Raw genomic sequence first — 19,249 nt, 5'->3', positions numbered from 1 at the left:
GTCAGCTGAGAGTACACCCTAACGTATAATGGCGAGGAACTGCGAACCAGAGGTGGTCGAGTGTACGATAGGCTGGAGTTCTATAAAATACCTATGGTGAGAATGTTTAACTGCAAAAACGGTTAAATGACGAACTTTCGAATGTACGGGTCTATACGGGGAATTAGTTGAAAGACTATAATTGCTAAACGCAAGGTCTGTGAGGGTGAGTAAAACTCGTGCTTTATGAAAATCCTTATACTGTTACAGGCAGTATCAAGCAGACAGGCTTATAGAAAGCACCTAAGGGTATATGTACAGATAAGATTATCGGAACGTGGTAAGCTGAAAACACAGAGGGCTTAATCCCAATGAAGTGGTAGCAAGGAAAACCAATATGTATAACTTGCTTTTGTTTCAGTGAAGGCAGTGGCACAGTACCAATGAAACCGTGATAATAAACGGTTGAGGGATAGCCACAAGTCAATATTTACAGTAAAACACAATTTCATAACAAAATATGCATAAGGTTCGAGTATGACTAATAGAGGTTATTACTTTCAAAAGGAAGTGAAACCGACTTATGACAACAGAAACTCAAAGGCTTAAAAAGAAACAGAAAATCAGAAATAATGAATATTATAATACTCAAACTGTTTTTTGATGACCTTTATTCCAAAGCAATTAATAACCAAAATTTTTACAAGTTATATGACATTATTACAAGTGAACAAAATATTTTACTAGCCTACCGTAATATAAAGAAAAATAAAGGCAGTAAAACAAGCGGTACAAATAAAAACTCAATTATTGATATTGGGGGGAATGAACCAGTAAAGCTTGTAAATTATGCTCGTCAAAGAATGGGAAACTTTATCCCTCATTCTGTAAGAAGGGTAGAAATAGATAAAGAAAATGGTAAAAAGAGACATCTTGGTATTCCTACTATCGAAGATAGGTTGATACAACAATGTATAAAGCAAGTCTTAGAGCCAATTTGCGAAGCAAAGTTTCATAATCATAGTTATGGATTTAGACCCAATAGGGGGACGCACCATGCTATCGCAAGAGCATTATATTTGACAAATCTTAAAAATTATCAATATGTAGTGGATATTGATATTAAAGGGTTTTTCGATAATGTAAATCACGGAAAACTTTTAAAACAGATGTGGTCATTGGGGATTCGAGATAAGCGGCTGCTTTGTATAGTATCAAAAATGCTTAAGGCTGAAATAAAAGGAATAGGAATACCTGATAAAGGTGTCCCACAAGGGGGAATATTAAGTCCATTACTATCCAATATTGTCCTAAATGAACTGGACTGGTGGATATCTTCCCAATGGGAGACAAATCCTATTAGGAAAAGATATGCTAATCATCAGATTAAAGGTAGTAAAGGTACACTAAAGCAAATATATATAGTTCGTTATGCAGATGATTTTAAGTTATGCTGTAATAATAGAACAGATGCTGAAAAAATTTTTATTGCTACCCAAAATTGGTTAAAAGAACGCTTAGGATTGGAAATAAGTCCTGAAAAATCTAAAATAGTTAATCTAAAGAAGAACTATTCAGAGTTTTTAGGGATGAAAATGAAACTTTGGAAAAAGGGTAATAAATACGTTATTAAATCTTATTTGACTGATAAGTCTATTAAAAAATGTAAAGATAAATTAAGAGGAAAAATAAAAGACATTGGTAAACTTGCAAGTATTGAAAATGTACAAGCCTATAATGCTACTGTACTAGGAATGCATAATTATTATAAAATTGCGACCAATGTAAACCTTGATTTTCATAGAATAACCTTTGATGTCAAAAAGAGCCTTAAATGCAGAACTAAAGATAGAAGGAATAAAAATGGTACAAAAAGCAAAGCCTTTATTAAATTTTATGGTGATTACAAGGGTAAGATTACCTATATTCGAGGGATAGCTCTATACCCTATTGTAGCAGTTAAAACAAAACCACCTATGTGTTTTTCACAAGATATCTGTAACTACACAAAGGAAGGACGAGAAAAAATTCATAAGAGGCTGCAAACAATAGACAGTAGTATTCTGAAATATCTTATGTTAAACCCAGTTAAGGGAGAAACGATAGAATACAACGATAATAGAATATCTTTATATATTGCACAACGAGGCAAATGCTATATCAGTGGTAACCGTCTTGAAATAGGATTAATGCATACACATCATAAAAAGCCTAAATATTTAGGTGGGACAGATGAATACTCAAATCTTGTTTTCTTGACAATGGATATGCATAGACTTGTACATGCAACGGATAGTAACACTATAACTCAATTATTAAAGGCTAACCTAAAAACCATTATTGATTTTCAGCGTCTTAACAAGCTAAGAATTTTAGTTGGAAATAATGAAATTAGTGTAAATAAGTAAATATTGATGGAACGCCGTGTAATGTGAAAGCATTACGCACGGTGTGAATGGGGGGAAAAGTTGGAGATAATATCAAAGACTTACCTATCCATACAGTATTATCCCCTTGTTAACCGACTAAAGGGGCAAGTAATTAAGATTTCGCCTACTTCCCCTGACTATGTAAATCCTATGGATATTAATCTTAATTATTCTGAAGATGAAAATCCTTTATCTTTAAAATCTGACTTTATCTTATCTCTATGTGAGTTAATTGTAGGGGGGAAGGATGGTTTAAAACCAGTTGAGAAAAGTATCATAGATAGGTGTGTACGATTAATTTATGCAGATTATTTAGCAGACCCAGTACCTGAGAAAATGCCTATATTGGGGGATTTATATGATGCACTTGAAAATCAAGAAGAAAAAGAAGCCCAGCATATAAGGGCTGCCCTTGAAATTTATGTAACAGGCTCCCTGAATCTATTTAATCATCGTACCAATGTAGATATAACCAATCGCCTTGTTTGCTTTGACATTAAGGAATTAGGGAAACAGCTTAAAAAACTAGGTATGTTGGTGGTGCAAGACCAAGTATGGAATAGGGTAACAGTAAACCGTGCAGAAAAGCGTTCAACAAGGTATTATATGGATGAGTTCCACTTACTATTAAAGGAGGAACAGACAGCAGCCTATAGCGTAGAAATTTGGAAAAGGTTTAGAAAATGGGGAGGTATTCCAACGGGTATTACTCAAAATGTAAAAGACCTCTTATCCTCCCGTGAGGTAGAGAATATCTTTGAAAACTCTGATTTTATCTATATGCTGAATCAGGCATCGGGAGACAGACAAATCCTTGCCAAACAACTTAATATTTCACCCCATCAATTGTCCTATGTAACTCATTCAGGTGAGGGAGAAGGACTTTTGTTTTATGGAAATGTGATTTTGCCCTTTACTGATAAGTTTCCAAAAGATACAGAGCTATATGGTATTATGACTACCAAACCAAATGAAATTATAGGGGAATAGGGGGTGCTTTATGAGCCAAAAAAGTAAAAAACCATTCCGTCCTGCTGGCAAGGTATCCAGACTTACCTTTACAGAAGAACGAGCTAATCCTAATCTTGAAAACCCATTAAAGAAAGCGGAAAAGGCAGGGGATAAATTAGAAAAGGCACAGGATAAAATTCCAAAAAAGAAAAGTTTAGTTACCAAACGCACCGTTGATGCTAAGACAAGCAAAGCAAAGGTGCGTTTATATTTTGAAGAAAGTGATAAACCTAATCCACCTTCTAAGTTTTCTCATAAGTTAAAGACTATACCACAAAGAGAACTCCTTGCTAAAATTCATAAGGAAATCAGGGAAGGTGAAGAAGATAATGTAGGAGTAGAAGCGGCTCATAAAACTGAAAAAGGTGGAGAATTTGTTGTAAATAGGGTAAGAAGTGGTTATCACAGTCATAAATTAAAACCTTATAGACAGCTTGCAAGGGCAGAAAAAAAGACAGTTAAGGCAGAGGTAAACTATCTTTATAAAAAAAGTTTAGGAGAGAATCCAAAGCCTACTACCAATCCAATTTCCCGTTGGCAACAAAAACAGGCAATTAAAAAGGAATATATTGCAAAGAGGTATGGGAAGGGAGTAAAGAAAACCCAACAAACAGTTAAAAACACTAAAAAAGCAGTGGGAAAGCTAGCAGATACAACAGAGAAAATAACAAAGCTTGCTGTTAAAAACTATAAAGCCATCCTAATTATTCTTGGAATTGGGGCAGCACTTTTATTTTTAATGAGTGTAATTTCATCCTGTTCCATTATCTTGGAGGGTGGGCTTCAAAGTGTTGTAGGTACTTCCTATACATCAGAAGATGAGGATATTATTGCTGTAGAAGAAGATTATGCAGAACTTGAAAAAGAACTACAAGGTAAAATTGATAATATAGAAAGTGAATATCCAGACTATGATGAATACCAATACCATTTAGATGAGATAGGGCATAATCCTTTTACCCTTGCCTCATATCTAACGGCAAAGCTACAGGTTTATACTAGATCTGAAGTAGAGTCAGAGTTAAAAGCCTTGTTTGACGAGCAATACACCTTGACTACCCATGAGGAAATACAGGTGCGTTATCGAACGGAAACAAGGACTGATACATGGACAGATAGTGATGGCAATACCTATAGTGATACCTATACAGTAGAAGTTCCTTATGATTATTATATTCTTCATATTACGCTGAAGAATAAGGATATTAGTTTTATTGCCTCAAACAATTTAACCACAGAGCAATATGAAATGTTTGGGGTCTATATGGAAACACAGGGCAATAAGCCCTATTTATTTGCAGGAAATATTTATGCTCCTAATAAGGGGGAATATACGGACTATGATATACCACCAGATGCACTAACTGACCCTGACTTTGCTACCCTTATTAAAGAGGCTGAAAAGTATTTGGGATACCCTTATGTATGGGGTGGAAGTTCTCCCTCTACCAGCTTTGATTGTTCAGGATTTGTATGTTGGGTACTAAGAGAATCAGGGGTTTATAACATTGGCAGGACAACGGCACAAGGTATTTTTAATGAATGTGCAAAAATTCCACCAAGCGAATCAAGACCGGGAGATATTATCTTCTTTACAGGCACTTATGCAAGTAGTGGTGCAGTATCCCATGTTGGTATATATGTAGGAAACGGCATGATGATCCATTGTGGCAATCCTATCCAGTATGCCTCAGTTAATAGCCCTTACTGGACAGAGCATTTCTATGCTTATGGGAGATTAAATTAAGGAGGGATTTAATGAGTAAGAAAAAACAAAAAGTTATTTCAGATATTAAGAAAACAAAGGAAAAGATATCTGAGTTACAAAGTAAGCTTAGACAACTTGAAAATCAGAAAACAGAACTTGAAAACACGGAAATTGTGGAACTTGTCCGTGGTACAAAAATGAATACCAGTGAACTTGCTATATTTTTAAAGGCGTATCGTGAAAAAGGTGATGCGTCTTTTTTAATTGAAAAAGAGGAGGAAAGAAGTCATGAGGAATAAGAGCCGCATATTGGCTACCTTAATTACAATTATGCTTTGCTTTACTACATTTTCAACAGTAGCCTTTGCAGGAGGTGGTGAAGAAGAAATACCAACTATTCCAGAAGTTAATGAGCCAGTAAAGTCTAATCCAACTTCTCTTACGCCTGATGGAAATTTAACTCTAGTAGACGATATTTCAGGAGAAGAGGCAGAAAATAAACAATTCGTTACTGTTGTTTCAAAGAATGGTAACTATTTCTACCTAGTTATTGACCGAGCAGGAGATAGGCAAAATGTATATTTCCTTAATCTTGTAGATGAAGAAGATTTACTTGCCTTAATTGAGGAAGATAAACCCAAACAGCAAGAAACACCACAGAGATGTAACTGTATTAATCTTTGTGAGGAAGGAAAAATAGACCCTAATTGTTCCCTTTGTAGAAATGACCTTACTAAATGTACAGGAAAGCCATTAACTTCTACATCTACCCCTGAACCTGAAAAGGAAAAAATAAGGGCATGGGCAGTATCTTAGTCTTACTGATAGTAGGTATGACAGGTGGTGGCATTTATTATTTCAAAGTGTTAAAAAACAAGCCTAATACTAAGGGAAATACCATCCTTGATGATTATGACTTTGAGGATGATGAAGATGATGATTATGAATATGAAACAGAAATTGATGATGAAGATGAAAGTGAGGTTGATATTTAGTGGCCTATTTTACTGATAGCATTTATGAACGGATGATGACGCAAAGACCAAGATACAGGCAGGGGAAAGAAACTCCAGCCCAAAAAAGTAAGAATGTAAGTAATGGTATAAATGATAAGCTTAAATATCGTAAACTGATTATTCTTCCAAAGGAAGGAAGTGGAAAAAGATGAGGCTAGTTATTGCAGAAAAGCCATCTGTAGCCCAAAGTATAGGAGCTGTTTTAGGTGCTAATAGTAGAAAAGATGGATATATGGAAGGTAACGGTTACATTGTAACATGGTGCGTGGGGCATTTGGTTGGACTTGCCCCTGCTGATTATTATGATGAAAAATATGCCAAGTGGCAGTATAAAGATTTACCTATCTTACCGCAAAACTGGAAGTATGTTATTTCAAAGGGTAAGGAAAAGCAAATGAAAATCATTGGTCAATTAATGAATCGAACAGAAATTAAAGAAATTATAGCGGCTACGGATTCAGGGCGTGAAGGAGAATTAATTTTTAGATTGTTATATGAGAAATTAAGATGCAAGAAACCTATTAAAAGATTATGGATTTCTTCAATGGAGGAAAGTGCCATTGCCAAGGGATTTGAGAATCTACGAAATGGGGCAGACTATGAGCTTTTATATCATTCAGCACTTTGTAGGGCTAAGGCAGATTGGATTGTAGGGATTAATGCAACCCGTCTTTTTTCTGTTCTTTATGGACAGACCCTAAATGTAGGTAGGGTAATGACTCCAACTCTTGCCATGATAGTAGAAAGACAAGTAAACATTTCAGAATTTAAAGCAGAACCATTTTATATTGTAGAACTGGATTGTGGGGATTTCATTCTTTCAAGTGAGAGGATAAATGATAAAGAGATGGCTGAAACACTTTGTAAATCCTGCAATGGACAAAGTATTGCCATAGAAAAGGTAGAGGAAAAAGAAAAGACAGAAAAACCACCAAAGCTATATGATTTAACTACTTTGCAAAGGGAAGCAAACAGGCAATTAGGTTTTACTGCTAATCAGACTCTTGAATATACACAAAGCCTTTATGAGAAAAAACTTGTTACCTATCCCCGTACTGATAGCCGTTATTTAACAGAAGATATGAAAGATAATATCCCTGCCTTGGTAAATATCAATGCAGGGATATTTTTATCCCAAGATACTAACCTACCCATAAATATAGAACAGGTAATTGATAACAGTAAGGTAAGTGATCATCACGGAATTATTACCACGATGGGTATTGAAAACTATGATATTCATTCACTGCCCTTTGGAGAAAAGGAAATATTAAAGATGGTTGCCATAGGCTTAATTTGTGCCGTAGGAGATAATCACCGTTATGCTGAAACCACTATAACAGCAAAATGTAATGAAACCATATTTACTGCAAAGGGCAAGACAGTCCTTGCAGATGGATTTAAAGCAGTTGAAAACTTATATCCCAAAAACAAAAAGAAACCAACTAAAGTTAATAAGGATAAAGCCCTACCACCAATTTCCCAAGGAGGAGTATTTACTGCAAAAGCATCGATCAAAGAAGGTAAAACCAGCCCGCCAAAACACTATACAGATGATACCTTGCTTTCTGCTATGGAAAATGCCAATAATGCACTGGAGGATATGGAGAGAAAAGGTATTGGAACTCCTGCCACCCGTGCAGGAATTTTAGAAAAGCTTATTAAGACAGGATTTGCACAGCGTAAAGGGGATAAAAAAACTAAACATTTTATTCCTACACATAAAGGTATGTCCCTTATTACTATTTTGCCAGAAATCATCCAATCACCTATACTGACTGCTGAGTGGGAAGAAAAGCTAAAACAGATTGAACAGGGTAGTCTTTCTCCAGATGAGTTTTTACAGGAAATCAATGAAATGATAGAAAGCCTTGTAAAAACCTATGAAATAATAAAGGGGACAGATAATCTATTTCCATCTAATGAAGAAGGTATCGGTAAATGCCCTAGATGTGGCGGAAATGTAGTAGAAAATAGGAAAGGATTTTGCTGTGGAAACAAGGATTGTGCCTTTGCACTTTGGAAGGAAAATAAATTTTTTACAATGAAGAAAAAGACTTTGACAAAAGAAATAGCAATCAAACTTTTAAAAGAAGGTAGGGTAAAACTTACAGGCTGTTATTCAGAAAAGACAGGTAAAACCTATGATGCTATTGTTATCCTTGATGATAATGGTGGTAAGTATGTAAACTTTAAAATAGAGTTCCCTACAAAGAAAGGAAGATAAAAGCATGAGTATTAAAAATTTAATTAAGACCCTCTTAGATATAGAAGTAGAAACTGATAACTTGCTGGAACTACGTGATAATCCAAATAAATATGTTGCTAAAAAAGAGGATATAGAAAAGCTAAATGACTTATTTTTACTCATAGATTTACTAGATAAGCAGGAGGTGGAATAAATGAGGGATACTGATGAACTTCGTTATATTCAGGCCTTTGCAAGAATTATAGGCGTAAAAGAAGATGCTGCTATAGAATATGCAGAGAGAAAAGGATTAAATTCATTGGTAGACAACGCTACCCAACTTCTTGCTACCCCAGTTCAGCGGGAGAAACATCAGGCTTTTCTTGATTTATATAGAATGAGTAGTACCATCAATACTAGAAATCCTATCATCAACTCCCTGGAAAAGGCATCCTCCTACTTTCATTCAGTAATGGATGAAATATATGATAAGGAAGCCTTTGTAGTTGCCTTTTTAAACACTAAAAATCGTGTTATCGACCATGAAGTTGTATCCGTTGGAACGATTAACAGTTCAATCGTACACCCAAGAGAAGTCTTTAGAAATGCCATAATTAACAAGGCTAATTCCGTAATTCTTTGCCATAACCATCCATCAGGCGACTTAACCCCAAGTACAGAAGATATTAATATTACAAGAAGGCTAAAAGAAACTGGCAACCTTTTAGGTATTAAGGTTTTAGACCATTTGATTATCAGTGGCATTAATCAAAATGAAGTATATTCCTTCCAAGCTAAGGGAGTACTAGAAGCAGTAGAAGCCTATGGTATTGATTCATCACAATCAGTAGGGGAAATAAAATCTGACTATATGATGCCTATGCAAGAACATAGCTATCCCATGCCTGACCCTAATATAAGTATTGCAGATAGAAATTCCTACGGATACTTAGATGATGAAATGCTACCACTATCAAAAGAACGAGCTACAGAATTGTTTAAAAAGAATTTACCTGTATTCTTACTCTATGAAGATGATTCTGAGGCAATTGCTTTTGACCTGAAGGATATAGATAATCATAAAGGTATCTTTGGAATTGAGCGTATTAGCTGGATAGACCAAGAAAACCATTTAGAAACTACTGAAAAATCAATAGAGCAAAATTATAATCAAATAGATGGGATAATTAATAATATACCTACAGTGGAGGAACTGGAACAGGCTGTAAAAGCAGGTAGTAATCTTTCATTATTAGATCTTGCAAATGCAGTAAAGGCAGAAAGAGAAGAAAAGAAAACTTCTATAGTAAAGCAACTTAAAGCGAAACCACCTATAGATAAAGAAAAGCAGAAAAAACTACCCCAAATAGGTACAGAAATGGAGCGATGATTATGGATAAATTTACAGTAGAAGAAACAAATTTAATATGTATCTACAATACAGGAACGAGGGAAGGCTTACTTGAAGAACTATCGGAAATGCAGACCCATTTAGAACAGGATGAAACGGAACTTACAGAGCTTACAAAGTCAGTTATGGATAAGATAAGTGCTATGAAGGATGAGGAGTTTGTAGATGTTATACTAGAATTAGTGGCTGATTTTAATTAGCTATTTGTTGTGATATGTTAGATTTCGTAGTAAGATATAAACAAATAGGAATGTGTAGGTGGACATAATGCACCTTGATTCTGGTGATGCTTCATCTTAGTCACGGGCTTCACCCTATGAATAACGACAAGAGGGGGGCTTATCTGTAAACATAAAGCAAATCCCTTCTTGCCACTATTTGCATGGCTCACTACTAATATGCAAATTTTCAATTTTCGAAAGAAGCAGGGTCGAGAAAAGACATAGAATTATGATTAAATAAATGGTATAATGAGGAAAGAAACTAGAAATTGATATTTTAATAACACACATAGACGGATAAATTTTATAAAAAAATAGGGGGAATGAAATTATGGCAAGATGCACAGCACCAATTCACGGTCATCGTACACCAAGTGGAAGGGCAAACTGCCCAGCGTGTGGAGGCACCTATCGAGGTTACAACACTTATTCCACATATTCTTCACCGTATTCTTCATTGTCAAATAGTTCTAAAAGCAGCAGTAATAATAGCAGCGGACAAACCAAGACAAAAGCAAGCTGGTCTTCAGCTAGTTCTACCATTTTATATACTCCTGCGGAAATTCGAACACTTACTCCTGTGCGTAACAACATTGAGAAGCGTTTGGAATTGCCAGATTTACGGGATGTATTTCTTTGTCATGCTTGGGATGACCGTAAAGGTGCAGCTAAAGAATTACACGATATACTTGAATCAAAAGGTGTAACTGTTTGGTTTAGTGAAAAGGATGTTCTTTTAGGCTCATCTTTACTTCGTGAAATTGATAAAGGGTTGGCAAAATCTCGTGTTGGTATTGTATTGGTTACACCCTCATTTCTTAAACGTGTTCAAGGGGAAGGAATAGCAGATAAAGAGCTTTCAGCTTTGCTAGCTCGTGATTTACTTGTACCTATTGTACATAATACGACTTTTGAGGGTTTACGGGAAGTTAGTCCGTTACTTGGCTCGCGAAGTGGTTTAAGTACTATTGAGGAATCAATGGAAGATGTTGCTGCTAAATTAGCAGAATTGGTTATTTCATAAATAATAAAAGAAAAATCAGAGAAATATTTGATGGTAAAAAATTAGTAGTAAATGAATGGTATAATGATAATCTGCATCCTAGCAAATTTCAATTTATTAGCTAATTATTTATTAACATAGACATAAAAGCAACTCCTTTTTTAACGGGAGTTGCTTTTTTCTTTGAAAAAAGTAAAGGAGGACTAATATGGCAACTAAAATACAAACCTATGCACAATTGGCAGAAGATACAGCCAAAGGCTTAACTAGAAGCCTTGAAGCTTGGACAGGTTTTCTAACCACTATGGGAAGGCTATATAAATATCCATACCATGAACAGCTAATGATTTACGCACAAAGACCTGATGCTAGGGCTTGTGCAGAATATGACCTATGGAATAACACGATGAATAGGTATGTTCGCCGTGGCTCAAAGGGAATCGCACTACTTGATACTACAGCTGATATTCCAAGGCTAAGATATGTTTTTGATGTTTCTGATACAGGAGGCAGAGAAAATTCCCGTTATCCTTATCTTTGGGATATGAAAGAAGATCACAAAGGGCCAATTTTAGATATGCTAAAGGATAAGTATCATTCAGAGGAAAATAATCTTTTTGATGTCTTTTATAAGATTGCAAGAAATATGTCTAAAGAGTATTATAATAATCATAAAAGGGATATTGGCTATCTCATAGAAAATAGCTTTTTAGAGGAATATGATGAGGATAATCTTCAAAAGACTTTTGAAGATGCAGCAACTGTCAGTACGGCATATACCCTAATGAAAAGATGTGGATTGGATGCTGATGGATATTTTGAACATGAGGATTTTCTACCTGTATTTAATTTTAACACTGCTGATGCCATCGCCTTATTAGGTACAGCAATTAGTAAGCAATCAGAGGAAATATTTAGAGAAATAGCCATTACCATTATTAAAACAGAGCGTGAAAGGAGCGAGGAATATGAAAGAAATTACTTACAAAAGGAATGGGGAATACCTGATACCCGACATAGAATTGGCAGGACAGACGACAAACAAAGACCAGATTCCACTGGGCAAATACGGCAGAATGAGGAAACAATATCTTCAGGAACACAGGAAAGCACTATTCAACTCTCTACTCCTAGCGGAGAAACTGTTCCCACACCTGTTGGAGATAGACAAGACGGCAAACAGGCGGATGGAGCAAATCATGATAGACTTACAGAAGGCACAGACTCCACCAGACAAGATGACAGACCAGATGGAATGGGTGGGTTACATGAACAATCTGAAAGCACAGGCAGAGGAAATGATACTGACGGAGCTTATATACAATTAACTCTGTTTCCTACGGAACAAGAACAGATACAAAGGATAGCGGGGAAGGAAAGGATTAATAAACCTTTTACCTACTCCGCTTTTTCTATGCCACAAAATCAGATTGACTCCATATTAAGGACAGGGAATAACAAGGATGATGGATTACTAAGGATTATTTCATTCTACCAAAAGGAAAAAGCACTAGAAGAAAAGTCAGATTTTTTAAAAAGGGAATATCAGGGTGGAAAAGGACTTTATATTGAAAACCAAAAAGTATCTTTATGGTTTTATGATGATGGTATTCATATAGCTAGGGGAGATACTGCCCTTTATTCTAATTCCAAAAAAGTAATTAGCTGGACAGATGTTACAGTAAGAATAGAGGAACTTTTAAAGGATGGACAATTTGTAACACAGGATATATTAGATAAGGCAGGAGCCTATCAAAGACAAGAAATTGCACAAACATTATGGTATCTACATCAGGATTTTTCTGATAAGGCAAGAAACCAATTTTTTGATGAAGAAATATTTAAAGGTGGCTTTCCTGACTCAACAAAACATATAACACAGTTATTAGATAATCCTAAGGAAAGAGAAATAATTATTGAATCATTACAACAGTTTAATTCTGCCTATGAAGAAGACCCTGAACTTTTGCGTTTCCATTTCCATAGACCTCAAAAGTTACTTTCTGACATTAAAGATTTACAGCTACCTAGACGTGAATTTAATGCAAGTATTACCGAGATTTCTGATTATAAAATGTTTATCACGTAAGATGAAGTAGATAAGGAACTTACCAGTGGAAGTGGTATCCAAGGCGGTAAATTTCGTATATATGAATTTTTCACAGAGGCTCACAGTCCTAAAGAAAAAGAGGATTTTTTAAAGCAGGAATATGGTACAGGGGGTAGGAGCCATGCCCTTTCTGGAGCTGATAGTAGTACCCAAATGCACGATGCAAATGGCATTGTATATACCCGTAAGGATGGGGATGACAAATTACTTTTAAACTGGGGTAAAGTTGCCAAGCGAATTGATTACCTTATCTCCACTGACCGTTATATAACTGCTGAGGAAAGGATAAGGCTCGAGGAAATACAAAGAGATAAGGCAGGGCTAACAGAACCATTATCCATACCTGAGATAGCAGAGCCTATGGAAGAAACTATTGATTCCACTTCTATTTCTGTATCAAAGCAAGAAGGAATAAAACAAGAAGAAACAAGCCAAGAAATGGCACAGGATGATACAGAAAATATTATTCCTATTCCCTATAGAAAAGGTGATACCATATATTTAGAAAATGGTACATCTTTTTTAATTGAAGAAATTACGGATTATAGGATAACTCTTCGTGATCCATCTTTGCTATATCCAATACTTAGGGTAGAAAGCAGGGAAAGTTTTTTACAACTTTTAGAGCGTTATCCTCAATCAGAAGTATCAGAGGAAAAAGCTGAAAACTTTCGTATCACTGATGAAGATTTAGGACAAGGAAGTAAAAGAGAGAAATTTTTAGAAAATATAAATGCCATTAGCACCTTACAGACCATTGAAAGGGAAAATCGTCCTGCAACAAAAGAAGAACAAGAAATCCTATCTCACTATGTAGGCTGGGGAGGCTTATCAGAAGTCTTTGATAAGGACAATAGTAGTTTTGCTAATGAATATGTACAGCTAAAATCCTTACTATCTGAAGATGAGTATAGTATGGCAAGAGCCTCTACCTTAAATGCTCATTATACAAGTCCCATAGTTATTAAAGCCATATATGATGCAGTGGATAGGATGGGATTTACAAGGGGAAATATATTAGAGCCTTCCTGTGGAATTGGAAGTTTCTTTGGTATGCTTCCTGATAATATGCAAAATTCTAATCTATATGGGATTGAACTAGATAGCATTACAGGTAGAATTGCAAAACAGCTTTACCCCACTGCCCACATATCTATAAATGGATTTGAAAAGACAGAACTACCTGATAGTTTTTTTGACCTTGCTATTGGAAATGTACCCTTTGGTAACTACAAGTTAAATGAAAAGAAATATGACAATCTGAACTTCCTCATACATGACCACTTCTTTGCAAAGGCGTTAGATAAAGTCCGCCCAGGAGGGGTAGTTGCCTTTATCACTTCCAAGGGAACAATGGATAAGCAAAGTCCTGATGTACGCAGATACCTTACACAAAGGGCTGAATTATTAGGTGCAATTAGACTGACTAACAACGCCTTTAAAAATGCAGGTGCAGAGGTTACAAGCGATATTATCTTTCTGCAAAAGAGAGATAGACCTATTGATATGGATAGGGATTGGATTCATCTTGATACCGATGAAGATGGCATTACCTTGAATAGCTATTTTGTAAATAATTCTGAGATGATTCTAGGAAAAATGGAAATGAAAAGCGGACCCTTTGGAATGGAAAGCACTTGTACACCCCTTCCAGATGCTGACCTTTCAGAACAGCTAAAGGTGGCTATCCAAAAGATTGAAGGTAGTATATCAGAAATAGATTTACCTGATATGGAATTAGATACTGGTACATCCATCCCTGCTGACCCAACAGTTAAGAACTTCTCCTATACCCTTGTAGACGGTGAAATATACTACCGTGAAAACTCCCGTATGATAAAGCCAAATACCAATGAGAGGGCTAAGGAAAGAATTAAGGGAATGGTAGAGCTGAGGGAGTGTGTAGATAATCTTATACGCTACCAGTTGGAGGATTACAGTGAGGAAACTATTAAAGAGGAACAGGAAACCCTTAATCGGCTTTATGATAGCTTCACGGAAAAATATGGACTTATTAACAGCCGTGGTAATAGTCTTGCCTTTTGTGATGACAACTCCTATTATCTCCTATGTTCCCTTGAAGATGTAGATGAAAATGGCAATCTAAAAGCGAAGGCAGATATGTTTACTAAGCGTACCATTAAAAAGCGTACATCTGTCCATTCTGTGGATACTGCAAGCGAGGCATTGGCACTATCTATAGCTGAAAAAGCAAAGGTAGATATGGGGTATATGAGTAGGTTAACAGGACTTAATGAAGAAGAACTTGCCAATGATTTAAGAGGTGTTATCTTTCCTATTCCCAATATTTATGATAATAATACTTCTTATGAGTATGTTACAGCAGATGAATATCTTTCCGGTAATGTAAGGGAAAAACTCCAAACAGCTAAACTTGCCCTACAAACATCAGATATTTATAGAATCAATGTTGAAACCTTGGAATCGGCACAGCCAAAGGATTTAGATGCCTCTGAAATTGATGTCCGTCTAGGTGCTACCTGGATTGATAAGGAATATATTCAGCAGTTTATGTATGAATTATTTGATACCCCCTACCGTTATCAAGGGCAAATTGAAGTTAAATACGCTCCATTTACTGCTGAATGGAATATTAGCAATAAAAATGCCGTTGGATATAATAATGTAGCCGCTTATGTCACTTATGGTACAGATAGAGCCAATGCTTATAAGATTTTAGAAGATAGTCTAAACCTTCGTGATATTCGGATTTATGATACCATAACCGATGCTGATGGCAAGGAAAAGCGCGTACTAAATAAGGATGCCACCACCTTGGCACAGCAAAAACAACAAGCTATTAAGGATGAATTTCAGGATTGGATTTGGAAGGATGTAGATAGAAGGCAGAATTTAGTTAAGAAATATAATGAGAAGTTTAATTCCATCCGTCCTCGTGAATACGATGGAAAGCATATAAATTTTGTTGGTATGAATCCTGAAATCACATTAAGACCCCACCAAGTCAATGCCATTGCCCATATTCTTTACGGGGATAATGTTCTTCTTGCCCATGAGGTAGGTGCAGGGAAAACCTTTGAAATGGTAGCAGCTGCTATGGAAAGTAAAAGGTTAGGGCTTTGTCAAAAACCACTCTTTGCTGTTCCTAATCATTTAACCGAGCAATGGGCAAGTGAGTTTTTAAGACTTTACCCTGCCGCTAATATTTTAGTGGCCACAAAGAAAGATTTTGAAACAAGAAATAGAAAGAAATTTTGTGCAAGGATAGCTACAGGGGAATATGATGCAGTTATTATAGGGCATAGCCAGTTTGAGCGTATTCCTATGTCTATTGAAAGGCAGGAGAGACTCCTGCGTGAACAGATTGATGAAATCTTAGAAGGAATTGAAGAAGTAAAGGCAAGTGGTGGTGAAAGATTTACTGTTAAACAGTTGGAAAGAACAAAAAAGGGTTTGGAACAAAGGCTAGATAAATTACAGTCCCAAGAAAGAAAAGATGATGTTGTAACCTTTGAACAACTGGGTGTTGATAGGCTATATGTAGATGAAGCACATAATTATAAGAATCTATTTTTATATACCAAAATGCGTAATGTAGCAGGATTATCTACTACTGATGCTCAAAAGTCTAGCGATATGTTTATGAAATGCCGTTATATGGATGAATTAACAGGTGGTAAGGGCATTGTATTTGCCACAGGTACACCTGTTTCAAACTCAATGACTGAACTCTATACCATGATGAGGTATCTTCAATATAACACATTACAAAGAAACGGACTTGTTCACTTTGATAGCTGGGCAAGTACCTTTGGGGAAACTGTAACTGCCATTGAACTTGCTCCTGAAGGCACAGGCTATAGGGCAAGGACTAGATTTTCAAAATTCTTTAATCTTCCTGAACTTATGGCAATGTTTAAAGAGGTTGCAGATATTAAAACTGCTGACCAATTAAATCTACCTACTCCTAAAGCAAACTATCATACCATTGCTGTAAAACCTACAGAAATACAAGAGGAGATGGTAAAGGATTTATCAGATAGGGCAGCTGATGTTCATGCAAATAAGGTTGACCCTACTATTGATAATATGTTAAAGATCACGTCGGATGGAAGAAAACTAGGATTAGACCAAAGGATTATTAACCCACTCCTACCAGACGATGAAAATAGCAAGGTAAATGCCTGTATCAATAACATTTATAATATTTGGGATAGGGGTAAACCTGAAAAATTAACTCAGCTTGTTTTCTGTGACATTTCTACACCTAAAGGCAGGGCATCACAAGTGCAAAGGGTGGCAGAGGTAGGGAATAAAACCGTTAATGGCACAGAACTTTATGCTTTACAAGATGGACTAGGTCAAAAGGAAGCTCAATATAGAGCTACATTTAATGTTTATGATGATATAAGGGATAAGCTAGTAGCAATGGGTGTACCTGCTCATGAAGTAGCCTTTATTCATGAGGCAAATACAGAAGTTAGAAAAAGAGATCTCTTTGCAAAAGTGCGTAATGGCGATGTTCGGGTACTAATTGGTAGTACCCAAAAATGTGGTGCAGGTACCAATATTCAAGACCGTCTTGTGGCACTTCATGATTTAGATTGTCCGTGGCGACCAGGAGATTTAACCCAGAGAGCGGGAAGAATTGAAAGACAGGGGAATATGAATGAGAAGGTAGATATTTTTCGCTATGTAACAGAAGCAACATTTGATGCGTATTTGTGGGTGCGACATGAAGTCGCCTAATTAATTGTCTGGCATTATGACCAGACCAACTATTCCGTTAGTTGAGCCTAATATCAACTGCATTGCTGGAACGGTAATGTGGTAAGCTGATATGAAAATGTAGCCCTATTTTGAGGCAAAGCCGTGAGGCAGAGCCAAAACTGTTAGCACAATACGGTTAGGGAGCAGGCTCGATGGCATGGTTAACGTAAGTGAACTACTGATAAACGTCGTTAAGGCGAACAGGCTAAAGTTGCTGATAAGCCTGAACCAAAATGGTACGCAGTCGGATAACCCTTTCCATAGTGGGGTTACACGGACATAAGACTGCCGGCGAAGAGGTAGAACCTAAACCATCATTTATTAATTAGGCGGAACATGGTAAGCCCGTATTGTTGCTTTTAGCAAAGCAGACCGTAAGGAATGCCGATAGCAGTGCGGGTAAAGGAAAATGGAAAAAGCGAATGCCATCTTGTAATGAGGTGAATAGGGGTTCGAAATTTGCCCTAACTCGAAAGGGTGCAGACTTCCATTAGGTTTCTAATTACGAGATAATTTATAGAATTTTGAAAGGAGAAAGCAAATGAACGTAAAAACGTGTGCTACTTCTGACATGGCAAGAGAATGGGAAAGCATTGACTGGAACAAGGCTCAAAGTTATGTTAAAAACCTACAAATGCGTATTGTGAAAGCATGGCAGGAGGGTAAGTTAAATAAAGTAAAATCATTACAACACTTGCTCACCACCTCTTTTTATGCCAAAGCATTGGCAGTAAAAAGGGTTACTGAAAATCAAGGCAAAAACACACCAGGAGTTGACGGAGAAATCTGGGCAGCACCAAAAGACAAATATCAAGCAATAGCAAGGCTAAAACGCAGAGGATATAACCCAATGCCATTAAAAAGGGTTTATATTCCTAAGAAAAATGGCAAGAAAAGACCTTTAAGTATTCCAACTATGATTGATAGAGCCATGCAGACTTTATATAAATTTGCATTAGAGCCGATTACAGAAACAACAGCAGACCCTAATTCATATGGATTTCGGGCAAAAAGATGCACACAAGATGCAATCGAGCAGTGCTTTAAAAACCTGAATAAAGGGAAATCAGCCAAATGGGTGCTTGAAGGGGATATTAAAGGTTGCTTTGACAATATTAGTCACGAATGGATACTAGAAAATATCCCAATGGATAAGGAAATATTAGAAAAGTGGCTTAAATGTGGATATATTGAAACCCAAAAACTGTTTCCAACAGAATTTGGAAGTCCACAGGGGTCACCCATTTCACCGACAATCTGTAATATGGTACTTGATGGCTTAGAAAAGACAATCAAGGATAAATACCATAAACGGAAGGTGAACGGAAAAACATATTTTCCAAAAGTCAATTTCGTGAGATATGCTGATGACTGTGCGCCACGAAGGCGTGTCCAAGTAGCGTAGCTACTTGAAGACAGCT

General features: G+C 36.3%; 13 protein-coding genes and 3 pseudogenes. 15 read left to right on the top strand and 1 reads right to left on the bottom strand.

Annotation, left to right across the window (positions count from 1 at the left end):
• Positions 1-611: 611 nt before the first annotated feature.
• From ltrA to ABWP20_RS10175, 11 genes and pseudogenes are all read left to right on the top strand, one after another.
• Entirely contained in the window at positions 612-2,387 is a 1,776-nt protein-coding gene (gene ltrA, locus ABWP20_RS10225) for a group II intron reverse transcriptase/maturase (RefSeq protein WP_353095701.1), read from the top strand.
• Between the two features lie 93 nt (positions 2,388-2,480).
• A pseudogene (locus ABWP20_RS10220) lies at positions 2,481-3,398 on the top strand (VirB4-like conjugal transfer ATPase, CD1110 family); the annotation flags it as partial.
• Positions 3,399-3,408: 10 nt separating this feature from the next.
• Positions 3,409-5,166 (top strand): C40 family peptidase, encoded by a 1,758-nt coding sequence (locus tag ABWP20_RS10215; RefSeq protein ID WP_353095700.1) that lies wholly within the window; start codon positions 3,409-3,411, stop codon positions 5,164-5,166.
• 11 nt (positions 5,167-5,177) lie between these two features.
• Positions 5,178-5,426, top strand: a complete 249-nt coding sequence (locus tag ABWP20_RS10210) for a DUF4315 family protein (protein ID WP_353095699.1) — start codon at positions 5,178-5,180, stop codon at positions 5,424-5,426.
• A complete protein-coding gene (locus ABWP20_RS10205) occupies positions 5,416-5,943 on the top strand; it encodes a DUF4366 domain-containing protein (protein WP_353095698.1) in 528 nt (175 codons plus the stop codon). The genes ABWP20_RS10210 and ABWP20_RS10205 overlap by 11 nt, the downstream gene beginning before the upstream one ends.
• The gene (locus tag ABWP20_RS10200) at positions 5,928-6,122 is read left to right on the top strand and encodes a hypothetical protein (RefSeq protein WP_353095697.1); all 195 of its coding nucleotides are present in this window, start codon (positions 5,928-5,930) and stop codon (positions 6,120-6,122) included. Before ABWP20_RS10205 ends, ABWP20_RS10200 begins: the two co-directional genes overlap by 16 nt.
• Complete coding sequence (locus ABWP20_RS10195; RefSeq protein WP_353095696.1) at positions 6,122-6,295, top strand: hypothetical protein; 174 nt, start codon at positions 6,122-6,124, stop codon at positions 6,293-6,295. Before ABWP20_RS10200 ends, ABWP20_RS10195 begins: the two co-directional genes overlap by 1 nt.
• Complete coding sequence (locus tag ABWP20_RS10190; protein WP_353095695.1) at positions 6,292-8,370, top strand: DNA topoisomerase 3; 2,079 nt, start codon at positions 6,292-6,294, stop codon at positions 8,368-8,370. Before ABWP20_RS10195 ends, ABWP20_RS10190 begins: the two co-directional genes overlap by 4 nt.
• A 4-nt stretch (positions 8,371-8,374) precedes the next feature.
• Positions 8,375-8,545, top strand: a complete 171-nt coding sequence (locus ABWP20_RS10185) for a hypothetical protein (protein WP_353095694.1) — start codon at positions 8,375-8,377, stop codon at positions 8,543-8,545.
• Positions 8,546-9,721 carry a RadC family protein gene (radC, locus tag ABWP20_RS10180; RefSeq protein WP_353095693.1) on the top strand — a complete coding sequence of 392 codons (1,176 nt, stop codon included), beginning with the start codon at positions 8,546-8,548 and terminating at the stop codon, positions 9,719-9,721. It abuts the gene before it with no gap.
• 2 nt (positions 9,722-9,723) lie between these two features.
• Positions 9,724-9,942 carry a transposon-transfer assisting family protein gene (locus tag ABWP20_RS10175; protein ID WP_353095692.1) on the top strand — a complete coding sequence of 73 codons (219 nt, stop codon included), beginning with the start codon at positions 9,724-9,726 and terminating at the stop codon, positions 9,940-9,942.
• Positions 9,943-10,389: 447 nt separating this feature from the next.
• On the opposite strand, the gene ABWP20_RS10170 is transcribed toward ABWP20_RS10175, so the two are convergent.
• Entirely contained in the window at positions 10,390-10,557 is a 168-nt protein-coding gene (locus tag ABWP20_RS10170; protein ID WP_353095691.1) for a hypothetical protein, read from the bottom strand.
• Between the two features lie 16 nt (positions 10,558-10,573).
• Between ABWP20_RS10170 and ABWP20_RS10165 the strand changes: the two genes are divergently transcribed.
• The 4 genes and pseudogenes from ABWP20_RS10165 to ABWP20_RS10150 form a co-directional block, all read left to right on the top strand.
• A complete protein-coding gene (locus ABWP20_RS10165; protein WP_353095690.1) occupies positions 10,574-10,987 on the top strand; it encodes a toll/interleukin-1 receptor domain-containing protein in 414 nt (137 codons plus the stop codon).
• 187 nt (positions 10,988-11,174) lie between these two features.
• Positions 11,175-13,055, top strand: coding sequence for a hypothetical protein (locus ABWP20_RS18475; protein WP_503012531.1), 1,881 nt, complete (start codon positions 11,175-11,177; stop codon positions 13,053-13,055).
• Positions 13,056-15,056: 2,001 nt separating this feature from the next.
• Positions 15,057-17,786, top strand: a pseudogene (locus ABWP20_RS18470) (helicase-like domain-containing protein); the annotation flags it as partial.
• A 583-nt stretch (positions 17,787-18,369) separates the two neighbouring features.
• Positions 18,370-19,200: pseudogene (locus ABWP20_RS10150) on the top strand (reverse transcriptase N-terminal domain-containing protein); the annotation flags it as partial.
• Between the last annotated feature and the right edge of the window lie 49 nt (positions 19,201-19,249).

The organism is Tissierella praeacuta (assembly GCF_040396155.1).
In the GTDB taxonomy this organism is placed as follows: Bacteria; Bacillota; Clostridia; order Tissierellales; family Tissierellaceae; genus Tissierella; species Tissierella praeacuta_A.
Note: the sequence above shows the minus strand (reverse complement) of the source record. Positions and strands in the feature narration are given on the sequence as shown.

Bases quoted from the DNA above. Each gene is read 5' to 3' on its own strand.
- ltrA (WP_353095701.1), top strand. From the start codon at position 612: ATGAATATTATAATACTCAAACTGTTTTTTGATGACCTTTATTCCAAA.
- ABWP20_RS10215 (WP_353095700.1), top strand. From the start codon at position 3,409: ATGAGCCAAAAAAGTAAAAAACCATTCCGTCCTGCTGGCAAGGTATCC.
- ABWP20_RS10210 (WP_353095699.1), top strand. From the start codon at position 5,178: ATGAGTAAGAAAAAACAAAAAGTTATTTCAGATATTAAGAAAACAAAG.
- ABWP20_RS10205 (WP_353095698.1), top strand. From the start codon at position 5,416: ATGAGGAATAAGAGCCGCATATTGGCTACCTTAATTACAATTATGCTT.
- ABWP20_RS10200 (WP_353095697.1), top strand. From the start codon at position 5,928: ATGGGCAGTATCTTAGTCTTACTGATAGTAGGTATGACAGGTGGTGGC.
- ABWP20_RS10190 (WP_353095695.1), top strand. From the start codon at position 6,292: ATGAGGCTAGTTATTGCAGAAAAGCCATCTGTAGCCCAAAGTATAGGA.
- ABWP20_RS10185 (WP_353095694.1), top strand. From the start codon at position 8,375: ATGAGTATTAAAAATTTAATTAAGACCCTCTTAGATATAGAAGTAGAA.
- radC (WP_353095693.1), top strand. From the start codon at position 8,546: ATGAGGGATACTGATGAACTTCGTTATATTCAGGCCTTTGCAAGAATT.
- ABWP20_RS10175 (WP_353095692.1), top strand. From the start codon at position 9,724: ATGGATAAATTTACAGTAGAAGAAACAAATTTAATATGTATCTACAAT.
- ABWP20_RS10170 (WP_353095691.1), bottom strand. From the start codon at position 10,557: ATGTTGTTACGCACAGGAGTAAGTGTTCGAATTTCCGCAGGAGTATAT.
- ABWP20_RS18475 (WP_503012531.1), top strand. From the start codon at position 11,175: ATGGCAACTAAAATACAAACCTATGCACAATTGGCAGAAGATACAGCC.